We start from the raw sequence: 14,555 nt of genomic DNA, 5'->3' as shown, positions 1-14,555 counted from the left end.
CCGGTACCCTTGGTGGCTGTTACCTGCTGTTAGTCGAATTTGGAGGACCTTCTCGTGGCTCTCGTGGTTCAGAAGTACGGAGGATCCTCGGTGGCGACCGCCGAGCGTATCCGGCGCGTCGCTGAACGGATCGTAGAGACGAAGAAGCAGGGCCACGACGTGGTGGTGGTGTGCTCCGCGATGGGCGACACCACCGACGAGCTGCTCGATCTCGCCCAGCAGGTCGCGGTCACCCCGCCGCCGCGCGAGATGGACATGCTGCTCACCTCCGGTGAACGCATCTCCAATGCGCTTGTCGCGATGGCCATTCACTCCCTCGGCGCCGAGGCCCGGTCGTTCACCGGCTCGCAGGCCGGCGTGATCACCACCGGCGCGCACGGCAACGCCAAGATCATCGACGTCACCCCGGGCCGCCTGCGCGAGGCGCTGAACGAGGGCACCATCGTGCTCGTGGCCGGCTTCCAGGGCGTGTCCCAGGACAGCAAGGACGTCACCACGCTGGGCCGCGGCGGTTCCGACACCACCGCCGTCGCGCTCGCCGCGGCGCTGGAAGCCGATGTCTGCGAGATCTACACCGATGTGGACGGCGTCTTCACCGCCGACCCGCGCATCGTCTCCGACGCCCAGCGCCTCGAGCAGGTCTCCTACGAGGAGATGCTGGAGATGGCGGCCTGCGGCTCGAAAGTCTTGATGCTGCGCTGCGTCGAGTACGCGCGCCGCTACAACGTGCCCGTGCATGTGCGCTCGTCCTACACCGACAAGCAGGGCACCTACGTTTACGGATCGATGGAGGACATCCCCTTGGAGCAAGCAATCCTCACCGGCGTCGCGCACGACCGCAGCGAGGCCAAGGTGACAGTGGTCGGTCTGCCGGACGTTCCGGGCTACGCCGCCAAGGTGTTCCGTGCCGTCGCCGACGCCGAGATCAATATCGACATGGTGCTGCAGAACATCTCCAAGGTCGAGACCGGCAAGACCGACATCACCTTCACGCTGCCCAAGAGCGATCTCACCTCCGCCGTCGAAATGCTCACCAAGCAGCAGGACGAGATCGGCTTCTCGCAGATCATCTTCGACGACCACATCGGCAAGGTCTCCCTGGTCGGGGCGGGCATGAAGAGCCACCCGGGCGTGACCGCCAAGTTCTGTGAGGCGCTGGCCGCGGCCGGCATCAATATCGACCTCATCTCCACCTCCGAGATCCGGATCTCGGTGCTGGTCAAGGACATCGAGTTGGACGAGGCCGTGCAGGTCCTGCACAAGGCCTTCGACCTCGGCGGCGACGAGGTCGCCGTCGTGCACGCGGGAACGGGGCGCTGACACATGGGAATTCGCGTAGGAGTCGTGGGCGCGACCGGTCAGGTCGGCGCCGTCATGCGCAAACTGCTGGAGGAGCGCAACTTCCCGGCCGACGAGGTGCGGTTCTTCGCCTCGGCGCGCTCGGCCGGTAAGAAGCTGCCGTTCCGCGGCCAGGAAATCGTCGTCGAGGACACCGAGACCGCCGACCCGACCGGCTTGGACATCGCGCTGTTCTCCGCGGGCGCCACCATGTCCCGGGTGCAGGCCCCGCGCTTCGCCGCGGCCGGTGTCACCGTCATCGACAACTCGTCGGCTTGGCGCAAGGATCCCGAGGTCCCGCTGGTCGTTTCCGAGGTCAACCCCGAAGCCACCCGCAACCTGGTCAAGGGCATCATCGCCAACCCGAACTGCACCACCATGGCGGCCATGCCGGTGCTCAAGCCGTTGCACGAGGAAGCGGGCCTGCAACGCCTGATCATCTCCAGCTACCAGGCTGTTTCGGGATCCGGTCTGTCCGGTGTCGAGGAACTCGCCTCGCAGGTGCGCGCCGTGATCGGCGACGCCGAGAAGCTGGTGCACGACGGCGGCGCCGTGCGGTTCCCCGCCCCGAACAACTACGTCGCGCCGATCGCGTTCGACGTGATCCCGCTGGCGGGTTCGCTGGTCGACGACGGCACCGGCGAGACCGACGAGGATCAGAAGCTGCGCAACGAGAGCCGCAAGATTCTCGGTCTGCCCGATCTGCTGGTCAGCGGCACCTGTGTGCGTGTGCCGGTCTTCACCGGCCACTCGCTGTCGATCAACGCCGAGTTCGCCGAGCCGCTGTCGGTGGAGCGCGCGAAGGAAATCCTGGCGAGCGCGGCCGGTGTGCGGCTGGTCGACGTGCCGACCCCGTTGCAGGCCGCCGGCGCCGACGAGTCGCTGGTCGGCCGGATCCGGCAGGATCCGGGTGTGCCGGACGGTCGTGGCCTGGCGCTGTTCGTCTCGGGTGACAACCTGCGAAAGGGCGCCGCGCTCAACACGATTCAGATCGCCGAAGTCCTGCTCAGCCGGCGCTGAGCACATTCCGCACGAACGGGCCGCTCGGATTCCGGGCGGCCCGTTCGCTGTCGGCGGTGCGGAAAATCAGTGGACGGCGGTGGGGCGCAGGCCGAATCATGGGGAGCATGGTTCAAGATCTGGAGCAAGCGGAGCGGGATCGGGAAGCCTGCGAACAAGCCCGCAGGGAGTTGCAAGCATCGATGGACGCGGCCGGGCCGCTGCTCACCGATCGCTACTGGTGGAGCGGCAACGCGGCCGTTCGGCGTAACTGAAACTGATACTCTGCGGCGATGGCGAAGCCCTACCCTCAGGTGTATCTCGGTGATCGACTCGTACCCGCCGAGGCGGCCCACGTCAGCGTGGCCTCCTCGGCGGTGTTGTACGGACTGAGCGTCTACACGGTGTTCCCCGTGTTCGTGGCGGGATCGGCCCGCACCGTGTTCCGGCTGGAAGACCATTTCCGCCGAATGGTGGAGTCTTGCAAGATCATCGGGATGGATCGGTTCGACCAGGAGTGGGATTACGACCGCTTCCGGGCCGCGACGGTCGAGCTCGTCGCGGCGAACGAGCTGACCGAAGACGTATTCGTGCGCGCGACCGTCCATGTGGTGGAGTCGATTCCGGGCACGCGCGTGCGCGGCTGCGACATCCAGGTCAGTATGTTCATCTACCCGGCCACGCCGATCGTCCCGCAGCACGGCATGCGCCTGAAATCCAGTCCGTGGCGGCGTATCCCGGACAACGCCATTCCGTCGCGCGCCAAAGTCAATGGCGCATACGTGAATTCGGTGCTGGCCAAACAGGACGCCATCGACAGCGGCTACGACGACTGCGTCTTCCTCGACGGCAACGGCCACGTCTGCGAGCTCTCCGCCGCCAATATCTTCCTGGTGCGCGGCGGCACCCTCATCACGCCGGATGTCTCCTGCGACATCCTCGACGGCATCAATCGACGCACCATCCTCACCCTGGCCGCCGAAGACGGCATCCCGGTGCGGGAACGCACGGTCGATCTCACCGAGCTCTACATCGCGGACGAGGTCTTCGTCACCGGTACCTCCGCGGGCTGCGCCCCCGTCACCGAGGTCGACGGCCGCACCGTGGCCGACGGCAAACCGGGACCGCTCGGCCAAGCTCTGCGCAAACGGCACGCCGACGCGCTGCGCACCGACACGGTGCACGGCTGGGTCACCCAGCTGTAGAGCGGGTTTTCTCGCCCATCTGGACCGCCGAGGTGGGCAAGCACCAGCAGTCACGGTGCGTGTTTCACCGGATACCGGGCGTGCGGGGGTCCGGGCCGAGGCAGACCAGCACCGTACAACCGGGCGGGATACCGGACAACGGCGGCGCCAGCGGGTAGTCCAGGCAGGCGAAGACGTTGCAGCCCGGGTAGGCGGAGGGGCCGATACCGAAGACCGCGAGCAAGATGTCCGCGTCGAAATACCGGCGCGGATCGACGCGGACCGGAGGTTCGCGGTACGGGCCGGGATCGGTGGTGCCGGGGAACGCGGACATGAGTTTCCGGAAGAATTCGTGCGGCAGTTCCTCGAAGTTCTGCAGGACGCCCTGCGGACCGTACCGGCTGACATTGCCGAAGATTCCGGTCCACATCACCGTGAGATCGAGGCTGGGAATGACGAAGATGTTCTGTAGTCCGAGTCCGGACATCGCGTAGGCGTCCGCGGGCAGATAGTCGGGAATCTCCGCGCAGCCCGCGCCGATCCAGAACAGATACCCGTAACAGGGATTGGCCGCCGACGGAGCCAGCGCCTTCGACAGATACGCCTCGGAAAGAACTCGCCGCGCGCCCCAGCGCCCCTCGTTGTGCACCAGTAGCCCGATCTTGGCGAAATCGTTCGGCGGAATCAGCAGGTGCGCGTAGCCGTAGGTGTGCCCGGCGCGGTCCCGAGCCCAGTAGTAGTCACCGGGCAGGATGCCCAGCGGGTCGAACAGCTCGCGCTGCGCGAATCGCTGCAGCGGTTCGCCGACCGCCAATTCGATGACATAGGAGAGCAGGTCGACATTGCGCTGGCTGTAGCTGAAGGTCGTACCCGGCGGATTGTCCAGCGGCACACCGAGCGCCTGCACCGCGCTGTTCGGGTCGATGGGGATGACCCCGGTGATGCCTTCGGTGAACACGCCGACGCGCATCCCGGAGGTTTCGGTGAGCAGATTCCGCACGGTGATCGAGCGCCGTAGCTCATCACCCAGTCCCGCGGGCAGATATCGGCCGATCGGCGCTTCGAGGTCGAGCTTGCCGCGGTCCCACGCGATCCCTGAGACCAGCGACACCACGCTCTTGGTGGAACTCCAGATATTCCACGCCACATTGCCACTCTGCTCGTTCGACGGCCCCGCGCCGATCAGGCAGTTGTGCCGGAATATCTGCACGTTGAACCGGTTCCGACCGGCCGCGAATTCCAGCGCCGACTCGACGGCCGTGGCATCCAGCCCGACCTGCTCGGGTCTGGCGCGTTCCAGATCGCGCCCGGAGGTCACCGCGCAGTGCCGTTCGGCGTTCGGCACGGTGGGCGCGGCCTGCGCGCTCGGCGGTAAAACACTGCCCGCAACCAGTGCGATCGCCGCGAACCCGGTCCGGAATCCACCGAAGCGCCCCATGAAGATCGAGGCTAACGGGTGCGGGCCCTCCGGACGGGGATTACTCCGTCGTTCCGGCGTGCTTGCGCAGGAAGAACCACCCGGCTCCGACGGCCAGCACCGCCAGCCCGGCGAGCACCGAACCGAGCGGCAGGCAGAAGCCGACGACCACGCACCCGATCGTGCCCACGCTCGTGATCCAGCGTGCCGGACGGTTCTCCGCCACGCGCAAGGTGGCCGCCGAGACATTGGCGACCAGGTAATAGGCCAGCACCGTGAACGAGGAAAAACCGATGGCCGCACGCAAGTCGAAGCTTGCCGCGACGACCGCGACGATCACCCCGACCACCAGTTCGGCCCGATGCGGCACACCGAAGCGCGGATGCACCGCCGCCAACCCGGCCGGCAACCAGCGGTCCCGCGCCATCGCCAGCACGATCCGCGATACCCCGAGGATCAGCGCGAGCAGCGAACCGGTGGCGGCGAGCACCGCGCCCACCCGCACCACGGGCGCCAATTCCGGTGCGCCCGCGACGGAGACCACCCTCGCCAGCGGGTCGGCTCCAGCAGCCAGCCCGGCCGACCCGAGGGTGCGCAACGCCGCCACGGCCACCAGCGCGTAGACCACGAGCGCCAACCCCAGCGCGATCATGATGGCGCGCGGAATGGTCCGCCGCGGTTCCCGCACCTCCTCGCCGAGCGTCGCGATGCGCGCGTACCCGGCGAACGCGAAGAACAGCAGCCCCGCCGCCTCCAGCACCGCGCGCGGGCCGACCCGGCCGGGCAGAGCTGTTGCCGCCGAATGGTTTCCGAACAACGCGGTGCCGATGACCAGGGCCAGCACGCCGAGCACGACCGCGACGATGATCCGGGTGGCCAGGGCGGATTTCCGCACCCCGGTGTAGTTCACCGCGGTAATCGTCACGACCGCGGCCACCGCCACCACCCGGGCATGTTCCGGCCAGGCGTAACTGCCCACCGTCAACGCCATGGCCGCACACGACGCGGTCTTCCCGACGACGAAGCCCCATCCCGCGAGATATCCCCAGAACTCGCCGAGCCGCTCCCGCCCGTACACATAGGTCCCGCCCGACACCGGGTACAGCGCGGCCAGCCGGGCTGACGCCGTCGCATTGCAGTAGGCGAGCACCGCCGCGATTCCCAGCGCGAGCAGCAACCAGGACCCCGCCGCCGCGGCGGCGGGCGCCAGGGCCGCGAAGATGCCGGCCCCGACCATCGAGCCGAGCCCGAGCACGACCGAATCGGTGAGCCCGAGCCGTCGCCGCAACGCCTCGCCAGGTGAAGTCACCTCAGCATCCTGTGCCACGGCGGGCTTCCGCGCGAGTCGGGACCCCCGAATACGACGAACGCCGCCAGGCGGGGGGACCTGGCGGCGATCGAAGTCGACGTCCCACAAGCGCCTCTCGGCGGGTGGTCGCTCGTAGCGACGAATGGGGTGCGGCCCGGGGCTGTCCGGACGTCGACGAACAGCTACAACGAGGGGTCGCCGGGAACTATTCCGGTGCCGTACTGTGCTCCGGCTCACCACGTGTGACCAGCGGAAACGATTCGGTATCGGAAACCGGCGAGATCTCGTACCGATCGGTCTGCAAATTTAGGATCGCGGAGGTCGGCAAACCGAGACGAGGTGGTCTGGTGAGCGAGGGTTCGGTGGCGAGCACGCGCGTCGCGCGGGCCATCCACCTGGAACAACTCGGCCGATACGCCGACGCCCGCACGCTGCTCGCCGAGGAATTGGCCAGCGATCCGGACAACGCCACCGCCGCCGCCTACCTCGCGGACTCGTGCCTGTCCCTCGGCGACTACCCGGCCGCCGCGGCCGCGGCCGACGCGGCCCTGCGGGTACGACCGGATTCCGAGTTCGGGCTCCGCGCCCGCGCCCTGGCGCAGAACGCGCTGGGCGAGGAGCGGGCCGCGGCGGCCGCCGCCCGCCGCGCCGTGGAACTCGGCCCGGACTCGGCGGCGAACTATCGGGTGCTGGCCACCGTCACCCGGACCGATCCGGCGGTGGCGTTGCCCGCCATTCAGCGGGCGCTGGAACTGACGCCGCAGAACGCCAACCTGCACTGGCTGCGCGGATCGATCCTGCTGCAGCAGAGCAAGGCGGGCCTGCGGACCTCCGGACAAGCGGCCGAATCGTTCGGCAGAGCCCTGGACATCGACCCGGCGCACGCGGCCGCCGCGCACGATCTGGCGATCGTGCGGTTGCGGGCGGGACGGCTGGGCGCGGCGGCCGATGGTCTGCTGCGCGTCGGCGAACTCGATCCGGCGGCCATGGGCCCGCTGGTCCGGCGCAATATCGGGCTGGTGGTGCATCGGGCGCTGGTGCGCCTGCACCTGCTGATGTTCCTGGTGGTCGGCGCGGTGCTGCTGTTCGGCGCCGCACCGGAGACGACCGGGTCGCGAACATTCGACGTGGTGACCGGACCCGGCCGCTCGATCGGCCTGGCCGGCCTGGCCGCGGTGGTGGCCGTGGTGATCTTCGGGCTGCGCTCGCTGCCGCGCCGGCAGTGGCCGAACGTCTGGTCGACGCTGCGCACGGATGTGGTGTCGATCGCGCGGGTGCTGCTGCTCTGCGTGGTGTTCCTGCTCGTGCTGCTCGCCATCGGCACCGGTTCTGCCGATCCGATCGGTGTCGCGATGCCCTGCGTGGTCTTCGGGGCGCTGGCTCTGCAAATCCTGCGCTGGATCCTGCGATCTGTGAAGGAGCGACGTCATGCCCCGGCCTAGCGACGACCCGGTTCTGCTCGAAATGCTCGCGGCACTGGACCGCAGCCCCGACGTGTTCGCATTGCGCATGCGCGTGATCGAACTTCTGCTCGAGCGCGGCCTGTTCACCGAGGCGCTGGCCCAGTGTGGTGCGGCGCTCACCCAGGAACCGGGGAACGCCCAGGCCCTCGGGCTGCTGCGGCAGTGCACGATCGCGCTGGCGGGCAGTTCGGCCGGCGCGTTGCCGAATGCCGCGGAACCCGCTGCGCCGGCGGAGGCGCTCGATGAGTACGACTTCTGGGCGGCCGCCGAGAAGCAGGTCGGGGACATCATCGCGCCCGCGTTCGTCGATTCCGGTCCCGCCGAGTTCGCCACCGACCGTGACGCGGGCACCGTGGCGCAGCCCGCGGTCACCCTCGCCGATGTCGGCGGCATGGACGAGGTGAAGAGCCGGCTGGATCTGACCCTGCTCGGCCCGCTGCGCAATCCGGCGCTGGCCCAGGCTTACGGCACTTCAGCCCGCGGCGGCCTGCTGCTCTACGGCCCGCCCGGCTGCGGCAAGACCTTCCTGGCCTCGGCCGTGGCCGGTGAGCTGGGCGCGAACTTCTACCCGATCGAGATCGCCGACATCCTCGACATCTACACCGGTTCCAGCGAGCGGAATCTGCACAGCGTCTTCGAGGTGGCCCGGCGCAACGCCCCATGCGTGCTGTTCCTCGACGAACTCGACGCCCTCGGTCACAAGCGCAGCCAGATGTCGGGCTCGGCCACCATGCGCACCGTGGTCAATCAACTACTCACCGAAATGGATTCGGCCACCGACAGCAACGACGGCGTCTACGTCCTCGGTGCCACCAACCACCCCTGGGATGTCGATGTCGCCCTGCGCCGCCCCGGCCGCTTCGACCGGATGGTGCTGGTCGGCTTGCCCGACACCGCCGCACGCACCTCGATCCTGCACTATCACCTGCGTGATCGCCCAGTGACCGGGATCGACCTCACCGCCGTCGCTCGCCGCACCGACGGCTTCTCCGGCGCAGACTTGGCGCACCTGTGCACCTCGGCCACCCAGCTGGCCATGGCCGACTCCATTCGTACCGGCGAGGTCCGGCCGGTCACCATGCGCGACCTGGAATCGGTGCTCGCCGACATCAAGCCCAGTGCCGGCGCCTGGTTCGAATCCGCCCGCAACGTAGTCGAATTCGCCAACGGCGACGGCACCTACGACGAGCTCGCCCGCTATATGAAGAGCCGCCGTTCCCGCTAGCTGGGCTGATGACGATCACCCTCTCGCCCCGGTCACCTCCGCCGCGCGGGTGCGGACCTTGGTCACACACGGCTCGTCGTCTTGCTCGGCCGCTGTCATCGGTGCTCGCAAAGCGAGCAGCACCATGGCGTCGAGCAGCGTGATCCCGATGTCCGCGGCACGAAGCTGCGCGACTTCCCGGTCGAGCGGATGCGCCGGGTAACGCTGTTCCAGCAGAATCATTTCCGCCAATACGATGCCGGACAACGCTTGCGCCCGGGTCAGCCGGAGGTTGGTCGGCAGATAGGACAGGATCCACTTGCCGCGGCCTGGTTCCGGCAGGTCGACGCGGAATGCCGCCTCCAGGGCAATATCACTGGTTATCAGCCAGTCGGTCGCGGTGATGGCCATATCGTTCCCCCTCGGTACTGCGTCCTCGGCGCAGGGTGCGGCGCCGACAATGCCATAGTCGCAATGCTTTCCGGCGTGTCGCGATCCCTTTCGTACGCAGCATGGCTTCCTCCCGAATGCCTTCCTTGACCTGGGGAAATCGGCCTGGTACGCAGGAAATATCACAAAGTGATCCCCGAATTTTCCGGCCGGACCGACTCGGAAAATGTTGTGCGCCGGTAATTCTGGTGGGGGAGGGCCGGAGGTGCGCGGCGATGCGGACTGATGAGCAATGGTGGCGCTCCGAGCGGTTCGGCGCGGTGGAACGCCGGTGGCTGCGCGCCCGGTTGGCCGCGCTCGGCCTCAGCGATCACGAACTGCTGGAGCCGATGGTCGCGGAGTTGCGTGCGCGCGGCGTCCGGCCGCGCGCCGCGTGGCGGCATGCGCACGACCTCACCCAGGGCGAGGTCGCCGATCGGTACCGGGAACTACCGGGCGAAACCGCCGCCATGAAGCCGAGCCGGATCTCCGAATTCGAGAGCTGGCCCTACACCCGGGCCGCCCGCCCGACCATGGACGCGCTGAAGAATCTCGCGATCGTCTACGGCACCACCTGGGACCAGCTGGTGGATATCGCGGATCTCGAGTTCATGCCGGAAAAGGAGAAGCAGGAATACCGGGATGCGGTGGCCCGCCGCGCGGCGATCCGATCCGCGGTGCCGCTCGGTGGTGAAATACCGGCGCAGGCACCACATTTCACCGGACGCGAGGATATGCGCACGGAATTGCACGAGCGGGTGCTCCGGCATCTGCACGGTGATTCGTCGGCCGTGCACGTCATCGAGGGCCCGCCCGGCGTGGGCAAGACGGCACTGGCCAGTTACGCGGTCGCGGCGTTCGCCCGGCGCTATCCGGATGGTCCGCTGTGGCTAGATCTGCGCGGGCACACCGACGGCTGGGAACCGCGCGATCCCGCCGATGTGCTCGAACAATTGCTGCTCGAGGTCGGTGTCACGCCGGAGCCGATCGAAGCGGATCGGGCCGCCCGCGCCAAGCGGTGGCGGGACGCGATGAAAGACCGCCGCATGTTCATCGTGTTCGACAATGTGCTCGAAACCGAGCAGGCCAGAGATCTACTGCCGCAGGCGCCGGGGTGTTTCGTCCTGCTCACCAGCCGGGCCAAGCTCACCGGTCTGGCCGGGGCGGCGCCCATGGAACTCAAGCCGATGGATTGGGCCGAGGCCGAAGCGCTGCTGGTGCGGCTGGCGAACCTGCGTCCGGGCTACGACGCGTCCGCGGTCCAGCAGATCCTGGAGACCTCGGGCCGGTTGCCGCTGGCGATCAAGCTGATCGCGGGGCAGATCGCGCACCACGGCGATGACCTGCTCGCCGACACCGCCCGGGAGTTCGCGAACCTGACCACCGAGCTGAAAGCCGCTGAGGGAGACCATATTCGCAGTGACGCGGCGGTCGAGCAGATCCTCGGCCACTTCAATGCCGAGGGCGAGTCGTTGCTGGCGGCGTTCGAGGTGTCCTATCAACGGTTGCGGGATCCCGCGCAGCGGCGTGCCCTCCAACTGCTGGGCTGGTATCCCGGGCCGGAAATCAGCGCCGAAGCCTTGGCGATGATGGCGGCGGTGCCGCTGGCGCAGGCAAAGGCCTTGCTGCGCAGACTGTTCGAAGCGGGGTTTCTGGATCCGGCGGAAACCCGGGGCATCGGCGGGCCACGCTACAGCCTGCACGATCTGACCCGGCTGTGCGCGAGATGGCATGCGCAACAAGATAATCCGCCGTCGGCGCGAACAGCGATGACCGAACGGCTGATCAGCGGCAACTTGGCGACCGTCCGCCGGATGGTCGCGCCCGATCCGCCCGGCCCGTCGACCGGTACTCGCCACGTGCGGCCGCTGAACAGCCATGCCTCCGTGGAGACTTCGCAGGCTCGCGACTGGCTGATCGCCGAACGCGAGAATCTGCTCGGCTGCATCGAGGCGGCGGGCTCCAGCTCGGAGGTCGCGGAGTTGGCCCGCCTGCTCGCGCCCGCGCTCTGGAGCCTGGGGCACTGGTCGGACGCGCATCGGCTGTACGGAGCCGCGCTGCGGGCCGCTCGATTCGTCGGTGCCCGGCGTGCCGAGGCCGATGCCCTGCTGGAGCTCGGACGCATCGACCAGCTCGGCGGCGAATACCGGAAGGCGCGGGACGGTTTCCTGCTGGCCCGTGATATCGCCGTGCAGGTCGGCGATCCGCGGTGTGAGGCGGACGCGTTGTGCGAGCTCGGGCAGACCGCGTGGATCATCGGCGATCATGATCCGGCCCGGCACTTCTACACCGAGGCTCTGCGGATCGCGCGCGAAATCGGCTACCGCCCCACCGAATGCGATGCCCACAATGGTCTCGGGCATGTGGAACGGCTGGTGTGCGATTATCCGGCGGCCCGGGAGCACTTCCGGGTGGCCTGGGAAATCGCCGCCGCGGTGGACGATCGTGGCAGGTCCGCGTCGGTGCAGTGGGGTCACGGCGAGGTGGTCCGCCGGATCGGCGATTACGACACGGCCCGGCGCAATTACACCGACGCGCTACGCACGGCCCGGCAGATCAGTCATCCGAAGATCGAGGGCGACGCGCTGCGCGGGCTCGGGCATATCGCCCGGCTGGTCGGTGACCGGGAGGCGGCCCGCCGCTACTACAACGACTCGATGGAGATCGCGCTGCACATCCATGATCGCTACGGCGAGGCGTGGTCGCTGTGGGGTCTGGGCCATGTGGAACGCAGCGTGGCCGCGAACGAGGCGGCTCGGGCGTACTTCGAGAAGGCTTACGACATCGCGGTCGACATCAATCTCACGCTCGGCCAGGTGGATATGCTGCGCGGTCTCGGCCATATCGAGCGGTACTTCGCGAATTACGCTGCCGCGCGGGACTTCTACACCGATTCGCTGACCGTTGCCGAGCGGATCCCCGATCCGCACGGCAAGGCCGACGCCTTGCGTGGGCTGGGACAGGTGGCCTGCGAGACCGGCCGGACGGCCGAAGCCAGGCAGCGTTGGGTCGAGGCGCTCGCGCTCTACGAGAGCATCGGGGTGCCGCTGGCCGAGCGGGTCCGGGAGCATCTCGCCCGGCTCGACGGTTAGCGCCGCGCAGCACGGCGGTTGACCTTTCAGGCGCAGCGCTGCACCGCCAAGGCGGCGAGCGTCCGCGCGCAGGCCGCCATTTCGCTGATCAATACATGCAGTTCGGTGTCGCCGGGCGCGCCACGCGGACCGAAGAGGCAGCATTCGATGCCCGCACGGCTCAAATGAGTGGTGTCGTTCCCGCAATACGAATACGGCAACGCCAATCCCGTTTCGGCGACGGTGAAGTCGGAGACGCGCGGCAGCAGCGTCGCGATGTCGCGCACTATGCCCGAATCCGCGGGCATATCCATCGGTGGCATATCCGCGCCGCCGACCCGGAAGCGGGGATCCGGCGGCTGGTCCACGGTGATCGTGGCTTCGGGAAAGCGGAGGCGGGCGCGCTGCACTGCCTGCTCGATCGCCGCACCGACCGCGCCGGGCTCATACGGCGGGGGATACCGCAGATCGACGAGGGCGGTCGCCTTGTCGGCGCAGTAGCTGATCCCGGAGAGCTCATGGTCCTCGCCCCGACCGGCGATCAACCCGGCGATCTGCATGCGCGGCAGCGGGGGAAAGTCGGGATTGCGCAAACCCAGCTCGGCGGCATCCAGCAGGTCCAGGGTCTTACGCAGCACCGCGACGGCATCCACGCCTTCGTGCTGCCGGCTGGTGTGCGCCGTGCGCCCGCGCACCACCACCGCGAACTTGTGTACGCCCGCGGTGCGCGTGATGATCCGGCGCACCGAATACGGTTCCGGCACCACCGCCGCGTCCGCGGTGAGCCCACTCGCCAGCGCGAATTTCGTGCCCACCCCGCCCTGGAGTTCGCCCACGACGAACTCCAGCAGCAGCGCCCGGCGCAGCGGAATGCCGCTGCGCCGCAACGCGATCGCCGCTCCGATCATGGCCGCGAGGCCGCTCTTCATGTTGTGCAGCCCGGCGCCGTACAGCTTGTCGCCCACGCGCCGGGCGGTGTACTCGCCCCCGAGCGGGTCCATGTCCAGATGCCCGTTGAACAGCAACGCGGGAGTGTCGTGGTCCGGCCCCAGCGTTGCGACGGCCTGCTCGCGGCCCGGCGCTACTTCCTGTAGCACAACGTGAATGTCATGCTCCGACAACATGTTTCGTACGGTTCGGGCGAGCTCGGTTTCCGCTCCGGTGAGCGACGGCACCGCCGTCAACTCGGCCGCGATCCGCACCAGTTCATCCTCCGGAAGTAGCCGGTCGAGCTGGGAGATGAACGGTGCGGCCGGATCCGTCATGCCGTGCGGAAGCCGATCAGCAATACGTCGCGATGGGCCGCGCGCCCGGCCTCGGCAACCTCGATGTCGGTGGTGTAGTGCATAACTCGGGAGTCGTCGAACACGAACGAGTCCAGCGGATCGGTCAGCACGCAGCGATGTACTTCCCGGCCGGACAGGTCGTAGAGCATGGAGTCGGCGCCGGTGATGTTCTCCCGTCGCACCAGATGGGCGGAGCCGGCGATCAAGCCGTCCCGATGGATGCCTTCCGGGCACGGCTTGCCCGGCGCGTAGATCCGGATGTAGTGCGCGTCCACCAGGCAATGCGGCGTCGTATCGGCGGCGAGCACGCCGGCTCCGAGCAGTTGGCGGGCGACGGCGGCGGCGATTCGGGCGGTGACGGCGGTAACCGGATGATCCGGGTCGAGGGTGGCGAACGAGCGCTGCACCCCGCCGGCCATCGAATTGACCTCTTTCGACTGGAGGTATGGGTCGGGATCGCTTTCGGCCTGAAAACTCATGTCCCGTACCGACATTCGAAAGCACTGGTACGCGCGGTGCCGGTAGGTCTCCCCGGGCGGCAGCCACCGGTCGCGCGCGATCTCGTGGGCGAATGCCGTGACCAGCACGTCGTCGTCGGCGGGGGAGTAGTCGAAGTCCGCCCGAGTCATGATCGAGAACGCGGACTCGCGCAGACTCTGCTGAGGATTCGTGCTGGTCGGCAAGCTGCTCTCGTAGACGAGAATGGTGGAACTCCTTCCCCGGTCGGGACCTGAAGTTACGTTTCGGCACACCCTAACGCCCCGGACCGGCCGCTGCCCGGCAACCGATCCGCTGCTGATTTCCGTCGCCACCGCTGGGCCATATGTGTACAGATTCTGATTCTTGACTAATTCC

At 68.0% G+C, this 14,555-nt stretch carries 12 protein-coding genes; 7 read left to right on the top strand and 5 right to left on the bottom strand.

What is annotated here, in order from left to right; genetic code table 11:
* Positions 1–54: 54 nt before the first annotated feature.
* The 4 genes from BJ987_RS04255 to BJ987_RS04240 all read left to right on the top strand — a co-directional run bounded on the left by BJ987_RS04255 (position 55) and on the right by BJ987_RS04240 (position 3,542).
* Positions 55–1,320 (top strand): aspartate kinase, encoded by a 1,266-nt coding sequence (locus BJ987_RS04255; protein ID WP_209884875.1) that lies wholly within the window; start codon positions 55–57, stop codon positions 1,318–1,320.
* 3 nt (positions 1,321–1,323) lie between these two features.
* Positions 1,324–2,358: an aspartate-semialdehyde dehydrogenase gene (locus BJ987_RS04250; protein WP_209884873.1), complete on the top strand. Its 1,035-nt coding sequence runs from the start codon at positions 1,324–1,326 to the stop codon at positions 2,356–2,358.
* Between the two features lie 107 nt (positions 2,359–2,465).
* Positions 2,466–2,612, top strand: a complete 147-nt coding sequence (locus BJ987_RS04245) for a hypothetical protein (RefSeq protein WP_209884871.1) — start codon at positions 2,466–2,468, stop codon at positions 2,610–2,612.
* An 18-nt stretch (positions 2,613–2,630) separates the two neighbouring features.
* Positions 2,631–3,542, top strand: a complete 912-nt coding sequence (locus BJ987_RS04240) for an aminotransferase class IV (protein WP_209884869.1) — start codon at positions 2,631–2,633, stop codon at positions 3,540–3,542.
* Between the two features lie 64 nt (positions 3,543–3,606).
* Here BJ987_RS04240 and BJ987_RS04235 read toward each other — a convergent pair whose 3' ends face one another.
* On the bottom strand, positions 3,607–4,959 hold the full coding sequence (locus tag BJ987_RS04235) for a serine hydrolase domain-containing protein (RefSeq protein WP_209884867.1): 1,353 nt from the start codon (positions 4,957–4,959) through the stop codon (positions 3,607–3,609).
* Between the two features lie 40 nt (positions 4,960–4,999).
* A complete protein-coding gene (locus BJ987_RS04230) occupies positions 5,000–6,175 on the bottom strand; it encodes an APC family permease (RefSeq protein ID WP_245366511.1) in 1,176 nt (391 codons plus the stop codon).
* 419 nt (positions 6,176–6,594) lie between these two features.
* Between BJ987_RS04230 and BJ987_RS04225 the strand changes: the two genes are divergently transcribed.
* Both BJ987_RS04225 and BJ987_RS04220 read left to right on the top strand, forming a co-directional pair.
* The gene (locus tag BJ987_RS04225) at positions 6,595–7,689 is read left to right on the top strand and encodes a tetratricopeptide repeat protein (protein ID WP_209884863.1); all 1,095 of its coding nucleotides are present in this window, start codon (positions 6,595–6,597) and stop codon (positions 7,687–7,689) included.
* On the top strand, positions 7,676–8,935 hold the full coding sequence (locus BJ987_RS04220; RefSeq protein ID WP_245365808.1) for an ATP-binding protein: 1,260 nt from the start codon (positions 7,676–7,678) through the stop codon (positions 8,933–8,935). The genes BJ987_RS04225 and BJ987_RS04220 overlap by 14 nt, the downstream gene beginning before the upstream one ends.
* 15 nt (positions 8,936–8,950) lie before the next feature.
* Here BJ987_RS04220 and BJ987_RS04215 read toward each other — a convergent pair whose 3' ends face one another.
* Complete coding sequence (locus BJ987_RS04215) at positions 8,951–9,325, bottom strand: hypothetical protein (RefSeq protein WP_209884861.1); 375 nt, start codon at positions 9,323–9,325, stop codon at positions 8,951–8,953.
* A gap of 254 nt (positions 9,326–9,579) precedes the next feature.
* On the opposite strand from BJ987_RS04215, the gene BJ987_RS04210 reads away from it, so the two are divergent.
* A complete protein-coding gene (locus tag BJ987_RS04210) occupies positions 9,580–12,435 on the top strand; it encodes a tetratricopeptide repeat protein (protein WP_209884859.1) in 2,856 nt (951 codons plus the stop codon).
* Positions 12,436–12,461: 26 nt separating this feature from the next.
* On the opposite strand, the gene BJ987_RS04205 is transcribed toward BJ987_RS04210, so the two are convergent.
* Both BJ987_RS04205 and BJ987_RS04200 read right to left on the bottom strand, forming a co-directional pair.
* Positions 12,462–13,679, bottom strand: a complete 1,218-nt coding sequence (locus tag BJ987_RS04205; RefSeq protein ID WP_209884857.1) for a M20 family metallopeptidase — start codon at positions 13,677–13,679, stop codon at positions 12,462–12,464.
* Positions 13,676–14,383, bottom strand: a complete 708-nt coding sequence (locus BJ987_RS04200) for a 2OG-Fe dioxygenase family protein (RefSeq protein ID WP_209884855.1) — start codon at positions 14,381–14,383, stop codon at positions 13,676–13,678. The genes BJ987_RS04205 and BJ987_RS04200 overlap by 4 nt, the downstream gene beginning before the upstream one ends.
* Positions 14,384–14,555 lie beyond the last annotated feature (172 nt).

The organism is Nocardia goodfellowii (genome assembly GCF_017875645.1).
In the GTDB taxonomy this organism is placed as follows: domain Bacteria; phylum Actinomycetota; class Actinomycetes; order Mycobacteriales; family Mycobacteriaceae; genus Nocardia; species Nocardia goodfellowii.
This window is presented reverse-complemented; position numbering and strand designations above follow the sequence as displayed.

Coding starts and splice junctions, on each gene's coding strand:
- BJ987_RS04245 (WP_209884871.1), top strand. CDS start 2,466: ATGGTTCAAGATCTGGAGCAAGCGGAGCGGGATCGGGAAGCCTGCGAA.
- BJ987_RS04220 (WP_245365808.1), top strand. CDS start 7,676: ATGCCCCGGCCTAGCGACGACCCGGTTCTGCTCGAAATGCTCGCGGCA.
- BJ987_RS04235 (WP_209884867.1), bottom strand. CDS start 4,959: ATGGGGCGCTTCGGTGGATTCCGGACCGGGTTCGCGGCGATCGCACTG.
- BJ987_RS04215 (WP_209884861.1), bottom strand. CDS start 9,325: ATGGCCATCACCGCGACCGACTGGCTGATAACCAGTGATATTGCCCTG.
- BJ987_RS04240 (WP_209884869.1), top strand. CDS start 2,631: ATGGCGAAGCCCTACCCTCAGGTGTATCTCGGTGATCGACTCGTACCC.
- BJ987_RS04250 (WP_209884873.1), top strand. CDS start 1,324: ATGGGAATTCGCGTAGGAGTCGTGGGCGCGACCGGTCAGGTCGGCGCC.
- BJ987_RS04205 (WP_209884857.1), bottom strand. CDS start 13,679: ATGACGGATCCGGCCGCACCGTTCATCTCCCAGCTCGACCGGCTACTT.
- BJ987_RS04210 (WP_209884859.1), top strand. CDS start 9,580: ATGCGGACTGATGAGCAATGGTGGCGCTCCGAGCGGTTCGGCGCGGTG.
- BJ987_RS04230 (WP_245366511.1), bottom strand. CDS start 6,175: ATGGTCGGGGCCGGCATCTTCGCGGCCCTGGCGCCCGCCGCCGCGGCG.